At 69.1% G+C, this 20,825-nt stretch carries 18 protein-coding genes; 4 read left to right on the plus strand and 14 right to left on the minus strand.

The window, feature by feature from the left end; all coding sequences use genetic code 11:
• Positions 1 to 263 precede the first annotated feature (263 nt).
• Positions 264 to 2,915, minus strand: coding sequence for an excinuclease ABC subunit UvrA (locus AC1G9C_RS23855; RefSeq protein WP_480408993.1), 2,652 nt, complete (start codon positions 2,913 to 2,915; stop codon positions 264 to 266).
• A 329-nt stretch (positions 2,916 to 3,244) separates the two neighbouring features.
• Here AC1G9C_RS23855 and AC1G9C_RS23860 point away from each other — a divergent pair, with 329 nt between their 5' ends.
• The gene (locus AC1G9C_RS23860; protein ID WP_082457776.1) at positions 3,245 to 3,448 is read left to right on the plus strand and encodes a putative quinol monooxygenase; all 204 of its coding nucleotides are present in this window, start codon (positions 3,245 to 3,247) and stop codon (positions 3,446 to 3,448) included.
• 295 nt (positions 3,449 to 3,743) lie between these two features.
• Here the strand turns inward: AC1G9C_RS23860 and AC1G9C_RS23865 are convergent, their stop codons facing one another.
• The 7 genes from AC1G9C_RS23865 to AC1G9C_RS23895 form a co-directional block, all read right to left on the minus strand.
• A complete protein-coding gene (locus AC1G9C_RS23865) occupies positions 3,744 to 5,057 on the minus strand; it encodes an NAD(P)/FAD-dependent oxidoreductase (RefSeq protein WP_480408994.1) in 1,314 nt (437 codons plus the stop codon).
• A 143-nt stretch (positions 5,058 to 5,200) separates the two neighbouring features.
• Complete coding sequence (locus tag AC1G9C_RS23870) at positions 5,201 to 6,568, minus strand: glutamine synthetase family protein (protein ID WP_480408995.1); 1,368 nt, start codon at positions 6,566 to 6,568, stop codon at positions 5,201 to 5,203.
• Positions 6,569 to 6,689: 121 nt separating this feature from the next.
• The gene (locus AC1G9C_RS23875; RefSeq protein WP_457788570.1) at positions 6,690 to 6,872 is read right to left on the minus strand and encodes a hypothetical protein; all 183 of its coding nucleotides are present in this window, start codon (positions 6,870 to 6,872) and stop codon (positions 6,690 to 6,692) included.
• A gap of 75 nt (positions 6,873 to 6,947) precedes the next feature.
• The gene (locus AC1G9C_RS23880) at positions 6,948 to 7,967 is read right to left on the minus strand and encodes a hypothetical protein (protein ID WP_480408996.1); all 1,020 of its coding nucleotides are present in this window, start codon (positions 7,965 to 7,967) and stop codon (positions 6,948 to 6,950) included.
• Between the two features lie 135 nt (positions 7,968 to 8,102).
• Positions 8,103 to 8,759, minus strand: a complete 657-nt coding sequence (locus AC1G9C_RS23885; protein ID WP_480408997.1) for a cupin domain-containing protein — start codon at positions 8,757 to 8,759, stop codon at positions 8,103 to 8,105.
• Between the two features lie 7 nt (positions 8,760 to 8,766).
• Positions 8,767 to 9,186 carry a VOC family protein gene (locus AC1G9C_RS23890; RefSeq protein ID WP_457788567.1) on the minus strand — a complete coding sequence of 140 codons (420 nt, stop codon included), beginning with the start codon at positions 9,184 to 9,186 and terminating at the stop codon, positions 8,767 to 8,769.
• A 3-nt stretch (positions 9,187 to 9,189) separates the two neighbouring features.
• Positions 9,190 to 10,050, minus strand: coding sequence for a type 1 glutamine amidotransferase domain-containing protein (locus AC1G9C_RS23895; protein ID WP_480408998.1), 861 nt, complete (start codon positions 10,048 to 10,050; stop codon positions 9,190 to 9,192).
• Between the two features lie 110 nt (positions 10,051 to 10,160).
• Here AC1G9C_RS23895 and AC1G9C_RS23900 point away from each other — a divergent pair, with 110 nt between their 5' ends.
• Entirely contained in the window at positions 10,161 to 11,084 is a 924-nt protein-coding gene (locus AC1G9C_RS23900; protein ID WP_480408999.1) for a LysR family transcriptional regulator, read from the plus strand.
• Here AC1G9C_RS23900 and AC1G9C_RS23905 read toward each other — a convergent pair.
• Positions 11,074 to 11,988: a LysR family transcriptional regulator gene (locus AC1G9C_RS23905; protein WP_480409000.1), complete on the minus strand. Its 915-nt coding sequence runs from the start codon at positions 11,986 to 11,988 to the stop codon at positions 11,074 to 11,076. The two genes, AC1G9C_RS23900 and AC1G9C_RS23905, sit on opposite strands and share 11 nt — an antisense overlap.
• 113 nt (positions 11,989 to 12,101) lie before the next feature.
• Here AC1G9C_RS23905 and AC1G9C_RS23910 point away from each other — a divergent pair, with 113 nt between their 5' ends.
• Positions 12,102 to 12,701, plus strand: a complete 600-nt coding sequence (locus AC1G9C_RS23910; protein ID WP_021445377.1) for a short chain dehydrogenase — start codon at positions 12,102 to 12,104, stop codon at positions 12,699 to 12,701.
• Positions 12,702 to 12,877: 176 nt separating this feature from the next.
• Here the strand turns inward: AC1G9C_RS23910 and AC1G9C_RS23915 are convergent, their stop codons facing one another.
• The 3 genes from AC1G9C_RS23915 to AC1G9C_RS23925 all read right to left on the minus strand — a co-directional run bounded on the left by AC1G9C_RS23915 (position 12,878) and on the right by AC1G9C_RS23925 (position 16,749).
• A complete protein-coding gene (locus tag AC1G9C_RS23915) occupies positions 12,878 to 14,446 on the minus strand; it encodes a methyl-accepting chemotaxis protein (protein ID WP_480409001.1) in 1,569 nt (522 codons plus the stop codon).
• A 216-nt stretch (positions 14,447 to 14,662) separates the two neighbouring features.
• The gene (locus AC1G9C_RS23920; protein ID WP_480409002.1) at positions 14,663 to 15,739 is read right to left on the minus strand and encodes an FAD-dependent oxidoreductase; all 1,077 of its coding nucleotides are present in this window, start codon (positions 15,737 to 15,739) and stop codon (positions 14,663 to 14,665) included.
• Positions 15,736 to 16,749 carry an AraC family transcriptional regulator gene (locus tag AC1G9C_RS23925; protein WP_397498695.1) on the minus strand — a complete coding sequence of 338 codons (1,014 nt, stop codon included), beginning with the start codon at positions 16,747 to 16,749 and terminating at the stop codon, positions 15,736 to 15,738. Before AC1G9C_RS23925 ends, AC1G9C_RS23920 begins: the two co-directional genes overlap by 4 nt.
• Positions 16,750 to 16,853: 104 nt before the next feature.
• Between AC1G9C_RS23925 and AC1G9C_RS23930 the strand changes: the two genes are divergently transcribed.
• The gene (locus tag AC1G9C_RS23930) at positions 16,854 to 17,915 is read left to right on the plus strand and encodes a fatty acid desaturase (protein ID WP_480409003.1); all 1,062 of its coding nucleotides are present in this window, start codon (positions 16,854 to 16,856) and stop codon (positions 17,913 to 17,915) included.
• Between the two features lie 33 nt (positions 17,916 to 17,948).
• Here the strand turns inward: AC1G9C_RS23930 and AC1G9C_RS23935 are convergent, their stop codons facing one another.
• Positions 17,949 to 18,659: a DUF3047 domain-containing protein gene (locus AC1G9C_RS23935; RefSeq protein ID WP_480409004.1), complete on the minus strand. Its 711-nt coding sequence runs from the start codon at positions 18,657 to 18,659 to the stop codon at positions 17,949 to 17,951.
• Positions 18,659 to 20,800, minus strand: a complete 2,142-nt coding sequence (locus AC1G9C_RS23940) for an FAD-dependent oxidoreductase (RefSeq protein WP_480409005.1) — start codon at positions 20,798 to 20,800, stop codon at positions 18,659 to 18,661. The genes AC1G9C_RS23935 and AC1G9C_RS23940 overlap by 1 nt, the downstream gene beginning before the upstream one ends.
• Between the last annotated feature and the right edge of the window lie 25 nt (positions 20,801 to 20,825).

Here is a 20,825-nt window from a genome sequence, read left to right on the forward strand (position 1 = left end):
AGCCCGCCAGACATGTCCAGAAATCCGGACATTGGCGGCTGGAGTGGTGGACATGGGAGGGCAGCGAAGGCCCGCCGGGAGTGTGATGGCTTGGAGAGGTGCAAGGAGCGACTGCATGAGCGCAGTCGCCCCTGGATGCTTCAGTGTGAAGGTGTTCTATCGGCCATTAAAGCGTTTGGGGAGGCGGCCGGTAACGCCCGATAAATGCCGGAGTGCACAGAAGGGGCTCGACCGGGGCGTGCAGAATTGACGCCATATAGGCTCTACTCAGCTCGTATGAGTGCTTCGGCAAGAAATGGAGCAGTCCGGCTGCCTGGCGCCCGAGCCACCTGTTGAGGAGTACCGTCCGCCACGATGCGGCCGCCGGCATCACCTGCCCCCGGCCCCACGTCGAGCACCCAATCGGCTTGCGCCACAGCGCGCATGTCGTGCTCGATCATCACCACGGTATTGCCGGCATCGACCAGGCGCTGTAGCTGCACCAGTAAACGGTCAGCGTCCGATGCATGCAGCCCAGTGGTCGGCTCATCAAGCACGTAAAGGCTGCGGCCCCTTTGGCTGCGCTGCAACTCCGTGGCGAGCTTGATGCGCTGCGCTTCGCCGCCCGACAGCTCGGTAGCAGGCTGCCCCAGGCGCAGGTAGCCCAACCCTATCTCGCGCAGTAATTGGAGTGGTCGCGCCACCGCATCTTCGCCTGCGAAGAAGTCGTGGGCCTCCTCCACCGTCATCTGCAGCACTTCAGCGATGTTTCGCCCGTTCCACTGCACTGTGAGCGTGGCGTCGTTGTAGCGGGCCCCATGGCATGTCGGACACGGCGCGTAGACACTGGGCATGAACAGCAACTCAACGCTGACGAAGCCTTCACCCTCGCAGGTTTCGCAGCGCCCCTTGGGCACATTGAAAGAGAATCGCCCCGCGTCATAGCGGTGGCGGCGCGCATCGGGCGTGGCGGCGAACAACTTGCGCACGTGGTCGAACAGGCCCGTGTAGGTGGCCAGATTAGAGCGTGGCGTGCGACCAATCGGCTTCTGATCCACCTGAACCAGGCGCTGCACAACATCCACATCGCCCGCCAGATGACCACCGGTAACTTCGATCACCGCCGGCCCTTCGCTGCTAGCGCTGCCTGTCGCATCGTCCTCGGGTTCGTGCCCCAGGTGCAGGAGCAACAACTCCGGCAGGGCCTGGGCAACAAGGCTCGATTTACCCGAACCGGAGATACCGGTAACTGCCGTCAGCACGCCTAGCGGGATGCGTGCATCCACACCATGCAGGTTGTGACGACGGATGCCCCGTAGCTCCAGCCATCCGTCCGGTTCGCGGCCACGGCTCCCCGGAGCGGGGACCTCATCGAACAGGTAACGCGCGGTGCGTGACTCAGCAATCTCGCGCAGGCCTTCCGGCACACCACTGTAGAGCACGCGACCGCCGCGCTCGCCGGCATCCGGCCCCACGTCCACCAGCCATTGCGCGCGGCGCATCAAGTCCAGGTCGTGTTCCACCACGAACACCGAATTGCCAGCATCCCGCAGCTTGTCGAGGGAGTCGTAGAGTGCCCGACTGTCCGCGGGATGCAGGCCCGCCGAGGGTTCGTCGAGCACATAAACCACGCCGAACAGCATGGAACTCAGTTGCGTGGCTAGACGCAAGCGTTGCAGTTCGCCGGCTGATAGTGTGGGCGTAGCACGATCCAGCGTTAGATACCCCAGGCCCAGTCCGCGCAATTGGCGCAGGCGTGCCATCACACCGCCGGCCAGTCGCTGGGCGGCGATGCGCTTCTCTTCCGAAAACGCGGAGGTGCGGCGCACATCAGGCGATATCGCGTGGACCGCGCGGCCCGCTGCAGCACGTTCGCCCCGGTCGCGCCTCGTCGTGTCCCTGTCAGTCTCTGCACCTGCCGTATGGGCGCGGAAATCGCCCGCAGAGATCGGCTCAAGCAAGGCCGCCAACCGGTCGAGGGGCATTTGCATGAACTCACCGATATCCACCCCGGCAAAAGTCACCGACAGCGCTTCGGACTTGAGTCGCTTGCCATGGCAAGACGGGCACGACCGTCCTTCCATGTAGCGCGACACCCGCTTTCTCATCAGCGCACTTTGTGTGTTGGCGAAGGTGTGCAGTACATAACGTCGGGCGCCTGTAAAGGTCCCCATGTAACTGGGTTCCATTTTCCGCTTGAGCGCCGCACGGGTTTCAGCAGGCGTGAAGCCAGCGTACACCGGCACCGTCGGTGTTTCGTCGGTGAACAGAATCCACTCTCGGTCCTTCTTCGGCAGATCCTTCCACGGTCGGTCAACGTCATAACCCAGGGTGACCAGGATGTCGCGCAGGTTCTGCCCATGCCAGGCAGGCGGCCAAGCGGCGATCGCGCGCTCACGGATGCTGAGCGACGGGTCCGGCACCATGGTGGCCTCCGTCACCTCGTACACATGGCCCAAGCCATGGCAGGCCGGGCATGCGCCCTGTGGCGTGTTGGGTGAAAAATCCTCGGCATACAGCATCGGCTGATTGGCTGGATAGGCACCGGCACGCGAATACATCATCCGCACAAGGCTGGAGAGCGTGGTCACGCTACCCACGGAAGAGCGTGCATTGCTGGCACCACGCTGCTGCTGCAATGCAACCGCCGGCGGCAGACCATCGATTGCATCGACGTCCGGTACGCCGGCCTGATCGATCAGACGCCGCGCATAGGGCGCAACCGACTCGAAGTAGCGCCGCTGCGCCTCGGCATAGATGGTGCCGAATGCGAGCGAGGATTTGCCGGAGCCAGAGACGCCTGAAAACACCACCAGTGCATTGCGCGGGATGGCGACGTCCACATCCTTGAGGTTGTTCGCGCGCGCCCCGCGCACTTCCACAAGGCCACTGGCTGCAGCGGTACACGAAGATTCACCGTAGGAGGGGTTTGGCATGCGTTCTTGTCCTACGGTTCGTGGATGGCAAGGGGCTGCAATTCCGGTTAACGCCGGCACTCCAACGTACTGCGGCAAGCATTGAAGCGGCAATCAGCAGCAACGATCCGCTCTCCTCAAGCACGCACTTCCAGTATCGGTTCGTCAGGATGTTTGAATTCGCTGTAGTGAATTAATCCTGCGTTGCTGCCTTAAGGGTGGTCGGATGAGCGTGAAACGAGGGCTGGATCACCGTGGAATCAGTGGCCGATGTTCATGGAATAGCTGGCGGATGGCCGTGGAATCCGCAATCTATGGGGTGAGCAGCAGCCCACGCTTTAAAATGCTCGATGAAAGCCCGTACTGGTTGCCTTCAGTACACCCTGCACCGGTCTGTCGAAGCGCCGAAGGATTTCATGATCTACGAGATCTGGCGGGATCAAGCAGCACTGAATGACCATGTACTGCAGGCGCATTATCTGCAGTTCAGCGCGCTGGCTGGTGAACTACTGGTTGAGCCACCGATTGTCAGCCAGATGATCCAGATTGCCTAGCACGGCGGAAAATGCCGTTCACCGCCCCGGCGCCAACTACACCCATTGCGGATACCTCGAAGCGGTAGACCTTTGGCGAAGCCGGCCGATCAGGAAGCCGGGTTAGCTTACCCCTCGCATGGACGACCTTAGACCGGACGACCTGGTATGAACGCGGCGCGTCAAGCCAGGAGCAGTGTCCTAAAGCAAATTCACCGGCAGATGGATCCGCAACTGGCCGATAGCCGCCCTGCCCCTGGCGCCTATCGGCCCGACATCAGCACGCCGCACCGCATCTTCAGCGCGGTAAATGCGCTCAGCGCAGCTTCTCCAGCATCTGGTAGTACCACATGCCGGCGGCCAGCATCGGGTTGCCGAGCTGGTCGCCCAGCGGCACCTTGATGTGCCTGCAGGCGGCGAAGGTGTCGTACTGCTCCAGGTCGCCGGTGATGGCCTTGGCCATGATCTCGCCCATGATGTGGGTGGTGGCGATGCCATGGCCGGAGTAGCCCTGGCAGTACCAGACGTTGCTCGACAGCTTGCCCAGCTGCGGAATGCGGTTCATCACGATGCCCATGGCGCAGCTCCACTGGTAGTCGATCTGCACGCCCTTGAGCTGCGGGAAGGTGCGCTCGATGCACGGGCGCAGCTCGCCGGCGATATCCCGCGAATCGCGCCCGGAGTAGTTGCAGCCGCCGCCGAACAGCAGGCGGCCGTCGGCGGTGAGGCGGTAGTAGTCGAGCACGAAGCGGCAGTCGTACACCGCCAGGTCCTGTGGGTTGATCTCTTTCGCCAGCTCGCCCAGCGGCGCGGTGGTGACGATGCCGCCCATGGCCGGGAAGATCAGGCCCTTGAGCTTGCGCCGCTCCAGCTTGTGATAGACGTCGCCGGCCAGCAGCACCTGCTTGGCCTCGATCCGCCCGCCGCGGGTGACCACCGCCGGACGCGCGCCGTGGACGATCTCCAGCACCTCGGAATGTTCGAAGATCAGCGCGCCCAGGCTCTCGGCCGCCTTGGCCTCGCCGATGCACAGGTTGAGCGGATGCAGGTGCATGTTGCGGTTGTTCCTGATCGCCCCGCAGTACAGCTCGCTGCCGAGCTGGGCGCGCACGCCGGCGGCGTCGAGCAGGGTCACCTCCTCGCCCATGCCGCGGCGCACAGCTTCCTCATAGGAAGCCCTGAGCTCGTCCATGTGCACCGGCTTCATCGCCGCGTGCAGATGGCCGTGCTTGAGGTCGCAGTCGATACCGTACTTTTCCACCCGGCTCTTGATGATCTGGTGGCCGCGCCAGCGCAGGTGCCAGATGAAGTCGTCCACCTCCTCGCCCAGGCTGTTGCGCATCTGCTTGCGCATGGCCTCGTCGCCGGACAGGCTGCCGGTGACCTGGCCGCCGTTGCGCCCGGTGGCGCCCCAGCCGATCTTGTGGGTCTCGATAACGGCCACCCTGAGGCCGCGTTCGGCCAGCTCCACGGCGGTGGCGACGCCGGTGAAGCCGCCGCCGATGATGGCCACGTCGACGCTCACGCTGCCCTGCAGCGTCGGGTAGTCGGTCTCGAAGTTGAGCGAGGCCGAGTAGTAGGACGGCGCGCGCTCGGCGGCGGGTTTGACGGGTTGGGTGATGGCGTTCATTGCATATCCTTCAGGGCGGTTAGCCGCCGTAGGGGGTGCGGGGCCGCCTAGGCCGTGCGCACCGATGAATCATCAGTCGTCGCGGCTAAACGTGCGTCCCATGTGGGAGGGGCTTCAGCCGCGATCCTTTCAAATAGGGGCCATCAGGCGTTGCTCAGGTACCAGCGCCAGTCCTGCTCGCCGACCTCGCCCATGAACTGGCGGTACTCGGCGCGCTTGACCGCGAGGAAGACCTTGAGGAACTCCGCGCCGAAGGCGTCGCGCGCCCAGCCGGAGTGCTCCAGCGCCTGGATCGAGGTCAGCCAGTCGGTGGGCAGCAGCTCCTTGGCCTGGGCATAGCCGTTGCCCTGCACCGGCTCGCCCGGATCCAGCCCCTCGCGAATGCCGCGGTGGATGCCAGCGAGGATCGCCGCGGCGGCCAGATAGGGGTTGGCGTCAGCGCCACAGATGCGGTGCTCGACATGCCGGGTCGGCGCCGGGCCGCCCGGCACGCGCAGGCTGACGGTGCGGTTGTCCACCCCCCAGGTCGGCGCCAGCGGCGCGTAGCTGTTGGCCTGGAAGCGCCGGTAGGAGTTGGCGTTGGGGCAGAACAGCAGCAGCGAATCGAGCAGGCTGGAGAGCATGCCGCCGACCGCCTGGCGCAGCAGCGGCGTACCGGCCGGGTCCTCGCTGGCGAACAGGTTGGCGCCGTCGCCATCGGCCAGGCTCACGTGCATATGCATGCCGGTGCCGGCGATCTCGGCGAACGGCTTGGCCATAAAGCAGGCCTGCATGCCGTGGGCATGGGCCACGCCCTTGACCAGACGCTTGTAGCGCACCGCCTGGTCCATCGCCGCCAGCGCCGGGCCGTGCTCCAGGGTGATCTCCACCTGGCCGGGGGCATACTCGGAAATCGCCGTGCGCACCGGGATGCCCTGGGCCTTGCAGGCGGCGTACAAATCCTTGAGGAACGGCTCGATCTGCTCCAGCTCGCGCAGGCCGTAGACCTGGGTCTGCCGCGGGCGGCCGCCGTCGGCGTCCAGCGCCGGCTGCGGGCGGCCCTGGGCGTCCGGTTTCTGGTCGAGCAAATAGAACTCCAGCTCGCAGGCCATCACCGGATGGTAGCCGTCGGCCTCGAGCTGCTCGATCACCCGCACCAGCAGTTGGCGCGGATCGGCGACGGTGGCCGGCAGGCCTTCAGTGGGGTGCATCGACACCTGTACCGCGGCGGTGGGGATCTGCCGCCAGGGCAGGCGCACCAGGCTGCCGGGCAGCGGGTAGGCGCGGCAGTCGATGTCGCCGACCTCCCAGACCAGGCCGGAGTCCTCGACGTCCTCGCCCTGCAGGGTCAGGCCGAGCATGGTGCTCGGCAGTGGCCGGCCGCTGCGGTACAGCGCCAGCAGCTCCTCGCGGTGCAGCAGCTTGCCGCGCGGCACGCCGTTGGCGTCGAGGACGAACAGCTCGATCAGTTCGATATCGGGGTTGTGCGCGAGGAAATCCTCGGCTTCCTGCACGGGGGCAAAACTCGTCATGTTGCGCTCGCTTGCGCCAATTCGGCGCTCGGGGTCCGCACGGCCGGCTCGATGGTCGAGCGCCTGGCTACGGCAGACAAGGCTGGGTTGGACGGCTGCGGGCATGGCGCAGCCCTTGCTGTCAGCAGGCGGGCGCGGCGTCCGGTGGACGCGCGTGACGGCAGTGCCACAGCGCCCAGAAGGCGAGGATGATGGTCAGCAGGGGATTGAGCCGGTCGGCGCCGAGGCGGGTCCGTAACGGACTGGCGCTGGGCGGGTGGCGATGAGGCTGGGCGACGGGAGTCATGGCCAAGGAGACTCGCATGGCGGCGAATCCCGGTTAAATCGCATTTTTTACACATTCAGTTATTCCCTGACTAAACAATGCGCGCCGGCGAGTTCAGGGCTCGCGCCATAGCGGCTGCCCATCGGCCAGCACCGGCCGGTAGCGCGGCAGCAGCGCACCGGGTCCGCCGAGGCTGGCCTCGATCTGCCTGGACAAGTGCTCGATGCCGGCCATCACGCCGCGCTCGGGGTCGCGCACCAGCGCCAGCCATTGCTCGTCGAAGGCGTCGTTGAGGTGGCGGCGCAGCTGCATCTCGGTGGCCGGGCGCTCGCGCTCGTGAACCATGGCGCGGAACACCGAGGCGCCGATGGACACCACCAGGCCGGCCGCGCGCCCGACCATGGAGGAAATCACGCTGGCGGCGCCGCTGGTGGTGAGGTCGTCGACCAGGCGTTCGCTGGTGCTGCGGGTCACCTGTGAGATGCCCGGATGCGCCGACCAGGCCAGCGCGTTGCCCGGCTGCGCACCGATCCGCTCGATCAGCGCGGCATAGGCCGGCAGGCGCTCCAGCGGCTTGGTCCGGAGCACCTGGTAGAGCGAGGCGCCGGGCGGCACGGCGATGGCCGCAATGGCCTGCAGATGCTGGTCGAACTGCGCCGCGGGGATGCCGTGGCGCTGGGCGATGCCCGGCAGCTGCTGGTCGAGCTGGCGCAGGTAGAACTGGGTGGACTGCTGGAGAATCTGCGGCGGCGCGATATCCCTGGCCACCGGCTCCAGCACCAGGTCCTGGTACCGCTCCTGCAGGTACTGGGCGAGCCGGCTTACGGTCTCATCGCGCTCGCCTTCACCGTCGAGCTTGTACCAGGCGACCTTGAAGCCCAGCCAGCGCTGGGTCCAGTAGCTGGAAAACCAGGGGATATAGGCGGTGTCGGTCTGGCGGTAGACCAGGTCCAGCCAGCGATCCATGGCCGCCAGCGCCTGCTCGCGGGCCTGGCTGGCGGCGCTGCGCGAGGCGGCGGCGATATCGCGGTCGACCTGGCGCCAGGTATATGCCGACACCTGCACCGGGGGCGCCGAGGCGCAGGCCACCAGCGCCAGCAGCGGCACGGCAAGCAGCAGGCGCAAGCCGGGCATCGGGATGCCTCCCGCGCCATGCCGGGGCCAGGGACGGCCGCAGATGGCGCCGCTGCGTCCGCTCTCTCCCAGTATAGGTGCGCGCTGCTCGCCGAGCAGTTGAAGACCGCCCGGCGCACCCGCCAGTACAAGCGCCTAGGGCGCGAGGTGCCCGGTCTTGCACCAGACCAGGCAGCCCTCGGCACTGCCCGGGCTATGGCTGAACTGCGCCGGGTAGCGCAGCCAGCTGCCCGCCGGATAAGCCCCGCACTCGTCCTGCAGGCTGCCTTCGAGCACGAGAAACTCGGCGCCGCCGGGATAGCCATGCGGCGCTTGCGCGGTGCCGGGCGCCCAGCGCAGCAGGCGCACCTGCTCGCCGGCAAACGCGTGCAGGGCCAGCTCGTGCTGGCCGGGCAGCGTCCCCGGCGTCCACTCGGCGCGGCGGCTGTCGATCACCACTTCGGCGCGATCGGCCGGGTCGAACTGCATCAGCTTGACGAAAATCGTGCAGCCCTCGCGGCTGAAGGGCGCGTGGCGGCTGCCGATGGGATTGCGCACGTAGGTGCCGGCCGGGTAGTCGCCGCGCTCGTCGGAAAACACCCCGTCCAGCACCAGGAACTCCTCACCGCCCGGATGGCCGTGCGCGCTGAAGTGCGAGCCCGGCGCGTAGCGCACGATGGAGGTGGCCCGCGCCAGCTCCTCGCCGATGCGGTCGAGCATCTGCCGCTCCACCCCGGCCAGCGGCGAGGCCACCCAGGGCGCGTCGCCCGGGCGGATCACCACGGGCAGGGCGAAGTCGGCGTTCAGGCGCACGGTGCGATCACCAGCTGCCGACGTTGGGCATGGACGCCCAGGGTTCGGCCGGCGCCAGCGGCTCGCCCTTCTGCAGCAGCTCGATGGAGATCTGGTCCGGCGAGCGCACGAAGGCCATGTGGCCGTCACGCGGCGGGCGGTTGATGGTCACGCCGTGCTCCTGCAGGCGCAGGCAGGCGGCGTAGATATCGTCCACCGCATAGGCCAGGTGGCCGAAGTTGCGCGCGCTGCCATAGTCCTCGGTGTCCCAGTTGTAGGTCAGCTCGACCTGGGCATCCCGGTCGCCCGGGGCGGCCAGGTAGACCAGGGTGAAGCGGCCCTGGGGGTATTCGCGCTGCTTGAGCACTTCCAGGCCGAGGGCATCGCGGTAGAAGCGCAGGGAGGCATCCAGATCCCGGACGCGCACCATGGTATGCAGGTATTTCATCGCTCAGCTCCGCTCCAGAAGGGTCAGCAGGGCCTCGGCCAGGGCCTTGTCGGAGAAGGGATTCTGACCGGTGATCAGCTCGCGGTCGACCACCACGTGCGGCTGCCAGGCCTTGGCGTACTGCATGTCGCCACCGGCGGTGGCCATTGCCGGGGCCGGGTAGTAGCGGATGCGCGCACCCTCCAGGGAGCCCTCGAACACCGCCTCCTCCGGGTCGGAGAAGATGGTCATGCGGTAACCCTGGTAGGTCCAGTCCTTGGCCGCCGGCTGGTCGCCGCGAGCCAGCGCCGCCTCGTAGCCCTGCGGGTCAGTCTGCGCCGCCAGCAGCGCGATGGGGCCGTGGCAAATGGCGGCGGTGGGCTTGCCGGCCTGGTGGAAATGGCGCAGCAGCGCGCCGACCTGCGGGTTGTTGGCCAGGTCGATCAGCGGTGCGTGGCCACCGGGGATGAACAGCCCCTCGTACTGCTCCAGGTCGCCGGCCAGCACTTCGTCGAGCGACAGGCTGTCGTCGATGCCAGGCAGCCCGGCCACCACCTGCTGGATGCGCTGCATCTCGGCCGCGTCACCGCCAAAGTACTGCGGGTCGACGGACTTCTGATCCACGCTCGGCGCATTGCCCTTGGGCGTCACCAGCACCAGCTCGTAACCGGCCTTGAGCAGGCGGTCGGCCGGCACGCCGAACTCGTTGAGGTAGTAGCCGGTGGCGTAGTGCCGGCCATCTTTGAGCGCCAGCTGGTTCTCGCTGGATAGCAGCACCAGCACCTGGCCCTTGGGCTCGGCGGCGATGGCGGCAGTGGCGGCAGTGGCGGCAGTGGCGGCGAGACTAGCGAGCACGGCCAGGGCCAGCGGGTGGAAGGTCTTCATGGGCGGTCTCCGTTGAATGAGGCGAACGTGGGTCCGTTCGGATGAGGCGAATCTTAGGCGGGCGGTTATGATTCGATAATTCGAAAGCTTTTATTTCTGGTATCCAAAAAGTGAATATCGCTAACAAGGACCTCAACCTGCTGCTGGTCTTCCACGTGCTCTACCAGGAGCGCAACGCCTCGCTGGCCGCCGCGCGCATGGCGCTGAGCCAGCCGGCGCTGAGCCACAAGCTGAACAAGCTGCGCCACGAGCTGGGCGATGCGCTGTTCGTGCGCGCCCCGCGCGGCCTCACGCCAACGCCGCGGGCCCATGAGCTGGCGCCGCTGGTGCAGGGCCTGGTGGCCGAGCTGGAGGCCTTCTACGACCAGTGCGAGGGCCGCGACTTCCTGCAGCGCGCCGAGCGCATCCACCTCTACACCACCGACTACATCGAGCAGACCCTGCTGCCCGCCCTGCTGCCGCGCCTGCGCGAGCAGGCGCCCAACCTGCTGCTGATCACCCACAACACCCGCGGCCTGTTGCCGCGCGAGGAGCTGGAGAAAGGCACCTGCGACCTGGCCATCGCCGGCTTCTACGCCAACCTGCCGGACACCTTCCGCCAGCAGCGCCTGCTCTCCGAGGACTTCGTGGTGCTGGCCGCGCGCGACCATCCGCGCCTGGTCGGGGGGCTCGACCTGCCGGCCTACCTGGCCTGCGAACACCTGCTGACCACCCTCACCGGCGACCTCAACGGCCTGGTCGACCGCGCCCTGCAGGCCCAGGGACAGACGCGCCGGGTGGCGGCCGGGCTGTCCAGCTTCATCGCGCCGAGCCGCCTGGTGCGCGGCAGCAAACTGTTGTTGACCTGCCTGCGCTCGGTGGCCGAGGAGGCGGTGGCGCGCGACGCCTCGCTGGTTTTGCACCCCCTGCCGGCGGGCCTGGAATTGCCGCAGGTGGAGGTGATGCAGATCTGGCACGAGCGCACCGACGCCGACCGCCTGCGCCGCTGGCTGCGCCAGCAGATCCAGCAGGTGGCCGGCGAACTCAGGCGTTGAGGCCGTCCAGCGCCAGGCGGCTGCGTTCGAACCAGCCCAGCAGGTAGTCCACCAGCGCCTGGGTCCGGCGCGGCAGGCCGCCCTGCCAGGGATGGACGAGGAACACCGGGGTGCTGCGCGTCTGGTAATCGCGCAGCAGCCATTGCAGGCGGCCATCGGCCAGCTCGTCCTGGACCATGTAGGACGGCAGGCGGGCGATGCCGGCGCCGCTCAGCGCCGCCTTCTTCAGCAGGCTGTAGTGGTTGCTGGCCAGCTGCCCGGACACCGGCACCCGCTCCAGGCGGTGCTGGCGGTGGTACAGCCACTGCTCGAAGCCGCTGTAGTGGGTGTTGAGCAGGCACTGGTGCCGGCTCAGCTCGGCCGGCGTCTGCGGCGCCGGGTGGCGCGCCAGGTAGGCCGGCGCGGCGCAGGTGATCTCCTGCAGGGCGAACAGCGGCCGCGCCACCAGGCGCTCGTCCTGCTCCACGCCGGAGCGGATGGCCAGGTCGAAGCCATCGGCCAGCAGGTCGCGGTAGGCGTTGGCCAGGTCCAGCTCGACGCGCACCCGCGGGTAGCGGCTGGCAAAATCCAGCAGCAGGGCATCGAAGAAGGTCTCGCCGAGCGACACCGGCACGGTCAGGCGCACCGTGCCGGCCACCTCGTCCTGCAGGCTGCGCACCGCCTGCCGCGCGCGCTGGGCCTGGGCCTGCAGCGCCTGGGCCTCGGGCAGCAGCGCGGCGCCGGCGGCGGTCAGGTGCAGGCGCCGCGTGGTGCGGTGCAGCAGCTGGCTGCCGAGGCTGCGCTCCAGGCCGCTGATGCGCTTGGACAACTGGCCCTTGCTGCAGCCCAGGCGCTCGGCGGCGGCGGTGAAGCTGCCGGCCTCGACCAGCAGGGCGAAGGCGACCAGGTCTTCCAGCTCGCTCATGGCGCGGCACTCATTGTTTCCATATGAGAACCAAAGGTTTCACATTGCCCGGATTATTGGCAACCCAATCCCGCCTAAGCTGGTTCCACACCCCCTCACTCAGGAGCCCCAGCATGAAAATCATCCTCGTCGGTGCCAGCGGCACCATCGGCCAGGCCATCGACCGCGAGCTGCGCGAGCGCCACGACATCGTCCGCGTCGGCCGCAACAGCGGCGAGCTGCAGGTGGACATCAGCGACCCGGCCTCGATCCGCCGCCTGTTCGAGCAGACCGGCCCGTTCGACGCGCTGATCAGCGCCGCCGGCAACGCTCACTTCGGCGCGCTGGAGGAGCTCACCGCCAAGGAGTTCGCCGTAGGCCTGGACGACAAGCTGATGGGCCAGATCAACCTGGTGCTGATCGGCCGCGAGTTCGCCAACGACGGCGCCTCCTTCACCCTCACCTCCGGCGTGCTCAGCGAAGACCCGATCCGCTACGGCGCGGCGGTCAGCACGGTGAACGCCGCGCTGGACGGCTTCGTCCGCGCCGCCGCCATCGAGCTGCCGCGCGGCCTGCGCATCAACGGCGTGAGCCCGACCATCCTCGAGGAGTCGCTGCCGGCCTACGGCCCCTACTTCCGCGGCTTCAAGGCGGTGCCGGCGGCCACGGTGGCGCTGGCCTACGCCAAGAGCGCCGAGGGCCGGCAGACCGGCCAGGTGTACCGCGTGCTGTGAGCCGGGCGCTTGTCGCGCCGGCCCGACAACGGGAGCCAGCCTGGCCGATGCGCCGTGGCGTCCGGGGGCCTGCGCGTACCACGCGCACCGCAGGTTCGATAGCGGCAAGGCAGTGCACCAGCCCCGGCAACGCCGACGCTCACCGCCGCCTGGATAATGCCGCGGTCGGGGCGACCCTACGGCTCCGGCTTGTAGCCCAGGCGCAGGCCGCCCCAGTGGCGGCCCTGAACCTGGATCGGTACCGACAGGTCGTGCATCAGCTCGCCGGTGTCGCGCATATAGGTCTGCAGCAGCAGGCGCTGGCGGTGGCTGCCGCAACGGCTGCCGGTACGGTCGTTGAACAGGCGCTTGCCGCGGCTGCGCGCGGCGTCCCTGGCCGGGTCGCCGCTGGGCGGGTGGTTGAAAGCGGCGTTGTGGGTCGGCACGTAGCCTTCCGGGGTGGTGGCGATGGCGAACACCAGCCCTTCGTGGCGTGCGAGCAAGGGCTCCTGCAGCGCCGGCAGCACCTGGTCGGCGTACTGGTCGAAGCGGGTGCGGTACTTCTGCGGCTGGGTGCCGGCAATCGGCTGGTAGTGGCGGTCGAACAGGTCGTCGAGGCCGATGCGCCCGGCCTGGATATCCGCCTCGAACTGCGCGGCGATGGCCGCGGCGCCCTCGCGGGCGAGGTCGTAGGCGCGCTGGTGGTAGGCGTCGAGGCCGACCTCGGCGAGCTGCTCGCTGACCGTCTCGGCCTGGCCCACCAGCTGTTCGGCGGCGCCGGCGAGCTGGCGGGTCTGCGCCTCGCTGCCCTGCACGTCGCTCTGCAGCTGCACCGCGGCGGCGGACAGGCTGGCCAGGCGCTGGTGGTTGTCGGCGGTGCCGGCACTGATCTGCGCCACCTGCTGCTCGACCTCCTCGGCCTGCTCGGCGATGCCGTGCAGCTGGCTGCCGGCCATCTCGATCTGCTGCGCAGCCTGCTCCAGCTCGCCGCTCTGGCGCTGGATATGGGCGACCACCGCGGCGCTCTGCTGGCGGATGTCGGCGACCATCTGGCTGACTTCCTCGGTGGCGCTGGCGGTGCGCGCGGCGAGGTTGCGCACCTCGTCGGCGACCACGGCGAACCCGCGGCCCATCTCGCCGGCGCGGGCCGCCTCGATGGCGGCGTTGAGCGCCAGCAGGTTGGTCTGGCTGGCGATGGACTGGATCACCTGGGTGACCTGCTCGATCTGCTCGGTGCGGCTGCCGAGGCCGTCGATCAGCTCGCGGCTGGCCAGGGTCTGCGCGCTGAGCTGCTGCATGCGCGCGATGGCCTGGCTCAGCTCGGCCTGACCGCGGGCGCTGGCATCGCGTACCTGGCGCGCGGCGGCCAGGGTCTGCTCGGCGCGGGCGGCGCTGTCCTGCTCGGTGTGGGTGATGGCCTCGGCGGCCTGGCTGACCTGCGCCACCGCCGCCAGTTGCGACTGCAGGCGCTCGGCCAGCTGCTTGACCGCATGCGCCACCTGGGCGGCGGACAGTGCGTTGTGGCAGGTGTGCCGCGACAGGCCGCGGCTGAGTTCGACGAAGTCGCCGCCGGCCGGCTGCTGCGCGGCCGCAGGCTCGTCGCGACGCTGCCAGGGGCCGAGCCAGGGCCACAGCGCCAGCAGCAGCAAGGACGGCACGCTGACATAGAGCGGAAGCGCCGTCTGCTGGTAGACCAGCATCAACCCGGCCAGGCCGAGGGCGTGCAACAGGCAGGCAATCGGGGAACGGACAAAGGCAGCTTGCATGACCGACCTCAGAGTTCTTGTTCTTGGGCGCGGCGAGGCGCTGTAGGCGGACGGGGTCACGGCGGGTTCTCCTCGAACTTCCCGCGCAACCTGACGCAGGCTACGCGATCGACAGGCCCGGCGGCAAAGACGCGCGCAACTCGGGCAGGATGGAATCGATTCGAACACCTTGGAAGCAGCAGCACCATCGCACTTTGGTCGCAGCTGGCTGCGACCTTAACCCACCAGACGATGACGCTGGATAAAGCGCTGATCCAGCCAATCCTTGCAGCGCCCGTAGAACTGCCCGCCGGCGCTCCAGTCGTGCCAGGCGAGCAGCGCGCCGCCGTCGCCGGTGGCCAGCAGCGCCAGGCTGTGGCGCTGCGGGCGGTACTGACGCAGCGGCCGGCCCTGCAATGCCGCCTGCAGGTTGGCCGCCAGCACCGGGCCCTGGCGCACCGCGTAGACGCCGCTGCGCCGCGCGCCAGCCAGGCTGGCGCAGTCGCCGACGGCGAACAGCTGGGCATGGGACTGGCTCTGCAGGCTCGGGCGAATGGCGACGAAGCCCTGCTCGTCGCAGGCCAGGCCGCTGGCCGCCAGCCAGGGCCAGGGCCGTGCGCCGCTGGCCAGCAGCAGACGCCGGCCGCGCCACACCGGCTCGTCGCCGCTGAGCAGCCAGTCGTCCTCGATCCGCCCGATCGGGCAGTGCTCGCGCACCTGCACGCCGCGCTGACGCAGGTGGCCGAGGGCGCGCAGGCGCAGGCCCGGGGCGTGCCCGGCGAGCAGCGGGCCGGCGCAGAACAGCGCCAGCGCCGGCACCTGCCCGGCCAGCGCCAGGGCCAGCTCGACCCCCGCCGCGCCGCCGCCGAGGATGGCCAGGCGCCGTGGCTCGGCCTGCCACTGCTGCCAGCCGGCGAGAAAACCGGCGAAGGGTTTCACCGCCAGCAGCTGCATGGCATCGCCCTGCTGCGGCGGCGCGGCCACCGCGGCGCCGACATTGAGCGCCAGCCACTCGGCCGCAAGGCGCCGGCCATCTGCAAGTTCGACCTGGCGGCTGGCGGCATCCAGCGCGGCGATCTCGCCCTCGATCAGCTCCACCTTGGCCGCGCGGCACAGCGGCTGCAGTTCCAGGCGACAGTCGGCGGCGGCGTAGCGCCCGGCCAGCAGACCCGGCAGCATGCCCGAATACCAGGCCTCGGGGCCGGGGCTGAGCAGGGCGATGCGTCCCGGCGGGCGCTCCACCAGGGCCCAGCGGCGCAGCACGCCGAGGTGGGCATGGCCGGCGCCGGCCAGCAGCAGGTCGTACTGGCTCATGGCTGCTTCAAGCCGTCGCGGTACTGGCTCGGCGTCTGCCCGGTCCAGCGCTTGAAGGCGCGGCCGAAGCTGCTGCTGTCGCTGAAGCCGAGCAGGTAGGCGACCTCGCCGATGGAGCAGCGTGGATCGCGCATATGGCGCAGGGCCAGGGCGTGGCGGGTGTCGCCGAGCAGCGCCTCGTAGCTGGTGCCCTCCTCGGCCAGGTGGCGTTGCAGGCTGCGCAGGCTCAGGTGCAGGGCCTGGGCGATGCGCTCGGCCGAGGGCTCGCCGTCCGGCAGCTGCGTCTCCAGGCAGCTGCGCACCCGCTCGCTGCAACTGGCGGCGCGAAGTTGTTCCAGGCTGCGCTTGAGCACCGCCTCGTTGTGTTCGGCCAGCTCCGGGTTGCCGTCGTCCAGGCGCTGCTCGAAGGCGGCGCGGGGGAAGCGCAGCAGGCTCTCGGCCGCATCGAACTGCAGCGGCGCGCGGAACACCGCCTGCCAGGGCGCGGGATCGGCCGGCGCCGGGCGCTGCAGCTGCACCAGCAGCGGGGCGAAATCACGGCTCAGGCGATTGCGGCAGCTGCGCACGTAGATCGCGGCGAAGGCGTCCAGCGCCTCCGGGGCCGGCGGCGGGCTGCCGGGCGGCACGCGAAAACGGAACTCGTAGGCGTCGTCCAGTTGGCGCAGCTCCAGTTCCAGGGCGTCGCTGACCACCCGGTGGTAGCGCACGATGCGCTCGAACATCTCGCGCAGGCTGCTGCTGGCGATCAGCGCATAGCCGAGGGCGTGGAAGGTGGTGGGGCTGACGTACTGCGAGGTCTTCAGGCCCAGCGCCGGGTCGCCGCTGGCCGCCACCGCCAGTTGCCACAGGCGCGTGGTCACCGACAGCGGGCAGCGCGCGTTGGGGTCGTCGAGCAGCGCCGGGTCGAGGCCGGCGGCGTGGCACAGCGCGGCGCTGTCCAGGCCGAGGGCGTCGAGCTGCTTGCGCAGGGCGCGGGTCCAGCTGGCCAGGGTGGTGGGTTCGGCGGTCATTGCAGGTTGGCGTGTCCGGTAGGCAGGTTGGCGTGCTCGGTCGGGCGCGTTGGCGGGCGCGGCGGCACAGTAGCGTCACTGTCCAAGCACAAGAGGATGTCGGCATGTCCCCCTCCCCCGCAAGCCTTAATGACCAGCAACGCGCCGCGCTGATCCGCGAACGGGTGATGGCCCATGGCAACGCCCTGCGCCAGCGCTACCCGATCCTGCAGCACCAGGACGCCCTCGGCGCCGCCATCCTCGCCTTCGCCCTGGCCGGCATGCTCGGCTCGGCCGCGCTCTATATCGGCGGGCACATGGCCTGGTGGGTCTGCCTGCTGCTCAACGCCTTCTTCGCCTCGCTGACCCACGAGCTGGAGCACGACCTGATCCACTCGATGTACTTCCGCAAGCGGCGCGTGCCGCACAACCTGATGCTGGCGCTGGTGTGGCTGGCGCGGCCGAGCACCATCAATCCCTGGGTGCGCCGTCACCTGCACCTGAACCACCACAAGGTCTCCGGCAGCGAGGCCGACATGGAGGAGCGCGCCATCACCAACGGCGAGCCCTGGGGCCTGGCGCGCCTGCTGATGGTCGGCGACAACATGATGAGTTCCTTCATTCGCTGGCTGCGGGCGAAGAACCCCGAGCACCGCCGGCTGATCCTCACCCGCACGCTCAAGGTCTACGCGCCGCTGGGGCTGCTCAACTGGGCGACCTGGTACCTGTTCCTCGGCTTCCATCTGCTCGACTGGGCCGCCGCCACCCTGGGCGCCCCGATCGCCTGGTCGGCCACCACCCTGGGCCTGATGCAGGTGGTGAACGTCGCCGTGGTGGTGCTGGTCGGGCCCAACGTGCTGCGCACCTTCTGCCTGCACTTCGTCAGCTCCAACATGCACTACTACGGCGACGTCGAGCCGGGCAACGTGATCCAGCAGACCCAGGTGCTCAACCCCTGGTGGCTGTGGCCGCTGCAGGCGTTCTGCTGCAACTTCGGCAGCAGCCATGCGATCCACCATTTCGTTGTCAAGGAGCCCTTCTACATCCGCCAGCTGACCGTGCCCTTCGCCCACCAGGTGATGCGCGAGATGGGCGTGCGCTTCAACGACTTCGGCACCTTCGCCCGCGCCAATCGCTGGACCCGTCGCGCCCCGCAAGCCGCCGGCGGGCGCCCCCAGACCGCCTGACGTTCACCTTGGCCGCGGTGCGCACGGCGCACCCTAGCGGGTCTCGATTAGCGCGGGTGCGGCGAAAGAGCTGTCGACGCGCTCGCCGGTGTTGTCGCTGTCGGCGGCGAAGACCACGCCGAGGATGCGCCGCGGCGCGCGGCCGAAGGCGGCGATGGCGTCGCTGCGCAGGTCGCGCGACTCCGCCAGCCACTGCCCCAGCGGCGCCTCCGGGCCGCGCAGCACGCGCATCTCCACCGTCTCGCTGTAGGCGCTGCGGGCGTGGCTGCCCGGCGCTTTGCGGTTGTCCCAGACGTAGCTCAGGGTCGCCGCCGGCAAGTCGGGGTCGAAGAAGGTGCGCGCCAGGCGCAGCTTCTGCCGGGTGAGGAAGGTGAGCGACTCCAGCGGGTAATCCAGCAGCACATAGACCCGCGCCACGTAGTCGTCGCCCTCGCGGGTGGCGAAGCGCGCCTGCTCCAGCCGCTGCTCGCTGCGCCACTGCCAGCTCAGTTGCCAGGGCCGCTCGCCGGGCAGCTCCAGCGGATGCAGCAGGCCGCCGGCGGCGGCAGCGGCCTGGATGCGCAGCACCAATCGGCCGTCCTGCTCGACCAGGCTGCGCTGCGCCGGCGTGATCTTCGGGATATCGGCCAGGCGCCAGGGCGGCGACCACGGGCCGCCCGGCGGGCCGGCCGTCCAGGGCGTCAGCCGGTTCTCCGCCAGTGCCGGCGCCGCGACCAACAGCAGCGCGAGCCACAGCGCCCGCATCAGCCGCGCCTCCAGGCGTGAAAACGCTCGACCCAGCGCAGCAGCCCCTGCGGCGCATGGGCGCGTTTCCATTGCCCGGCCGCGTATTTGTTGGCCTCGCTCAGGGTCGGGTAGCTGTGGGTGGTGCCGAGGATCTTGTTCAGGCCGAGGCCGTGCCTCATCGCCAGCACGTACTCGGCGAGCAGCTCGCCGGCCTGGGCGCCGACTATGCTCACGCCGAGAATGCGGTCGCGCCCCGGCTCGGTCAGCACCTTCACATAGCCGCGGGCGACGTCGTCGACTATGGCCCGGTCCAGGTCGTCGAGGCCAAAGCGAGTCAGCTCGAAGGCGATGCCCTGCTCCTGCGCCTCGCGCTCGCTCAGGCCGACCCGCGCCACCTCGGGGTCGGTGAAGGTGCAGTGGGGGATGGTGCGGTAGTCCACCTTGAAGCGCTTGAGGCCGCCGAACAGCGCGTTGACCGCGGCGTACCAGGCCTGGTGCGCGGCAACGTGGGTGTACTGGTGGGGCCCGGTGACGTCGCCCACCGCGTAGATGTTGGGAAAGCGCGTGGCCAGGTACTGGTCGGTTTCCAGGCTGCCGTCGGGGCGCAGCGCCAGGCCCAGTTCCTCGGCGCCATAGCCGGCGACATGGGGCTGGCGACCGAGCGCCAGCAGCGCGGCGTCGAAGGCGATACTGCGTTGCTCGCCGCTGCCTAAGTCGCGCACCAGCACGCGCTGCTCGCCCTCGACCAGTTCGAAGCGCTCGACCACGTGGTGCAGGCGCACGTCGACACCGTCGTCGCGCAGGCTGGTCAGCACCAGCGCGCTGGCGTCCTCGTCCTCGCGCGGCAGTAGGCGCGCATTGCGCTGCAGCAGGATCACCTGGCTGCCCAGACGCTGGAAGGCCTGGGCCAGCTCGCAGCCCACCGGCCCGCCGCCCAGCACCAGCAGCCAGCGCGGCTGCTGGCGCAGGCTCCAGATGCTCTCGCTGGTATAGCTACGCACCTGCTCCAGGCCGGGAATCTCCGGCACCCGCGGCCGCGCCCCGGCGGCGATGACGATGCTGCGTGCGGTAATACGCTCACCGTTCACCTCCACCGCCCAGGGCGACACCAGTTTCGCCTGGCCCTGGATCACCTCGACGCCCAGGCCGCTGTAGCGCTCGACCGAATCGTGCGGCTCGATGGCGGCGATCACATTCTGGATGCGCTGCATCACCGCGGCGAAATCCACCTGGCCCTGCACCCCGCGAATCCCCAGCGCCTCGGCGCGGCCCAGCTCATGGGCCAGCTTGGCCGAACGCAGCAGCGCCTTGGACGGCACGCAGCCGCTGTGCAGGCAGTCGCCGCCCATCCGCTGCTGCTCGATCAGGCCGACCTTGGCCTTGACCGCCGCGGCGATGTAGGCGCTGACCAGGCCGCCGGCGCCGGCGCCGATCACCAGCAGGTTGCGCTCGAAGCGCTTGGGCTTGTGCCAGCCGGCATAGACCCGGCGCGCCTGGAGCACATCGAGCGCGCGCCGGGCCAGCAAGGGGAAAACGCCGAGCAGAACGAAGGCGCCGAGCAGCCCCGGCGAGAGGATGCCGGCCAGCGACTCGAGCTGGCCCAGCTCGCGCCCGGCGTTCACGTAGACCAGGGTGCCGGGCAGCATGCCCAGCTGGCTGACCCACCAGTAGGTACGCAGCGGCAGGCGGGTCAGGCCCATGGCCAGGTTGATCAGAAAGAACGGGAAGACCGGCACCAGGCGCAGGGCGAACAGGTAGAAGGCCCCCTCGCGCTCGACCCCGGTATCGATCCCGGCCAGACGCCGGCCGAAGCGCTGCTGCACCCAGTCGCGCAGCAGGAAACGGCTGCTGAGCATGGCCAGGCTGGCGCCCAGGGTCGAGGCGAAGGACACCAGCACCAAGCCTTCGAGCAGACCGAATAGCGCACCGCCGAGCAGGGTCATCAGCGCCGCGCCCGGCAGGGACAGCGCCGTTACCAGCACATAGGCGAGAAAGAACAGCCCGGCGGCCTGCCAGGGCTGGGCAGCGACTTGGGCATTCAGCGCGGCTTGCTGCGCCTTGAGCGCGTCGAGGCTGAGGTACTGGCCGAGGTCGAAGACGAAGAAGCTGCCCAGCAGGGCCAGGATCAGGCCCATCAGGGCCAGTTTGCGGCTATTCATCGGTCAGCGCCTCCCGCGCGTCTCG

Source organism: Pseudomonas sp. ABa2 (assembly GCF_056676075.1).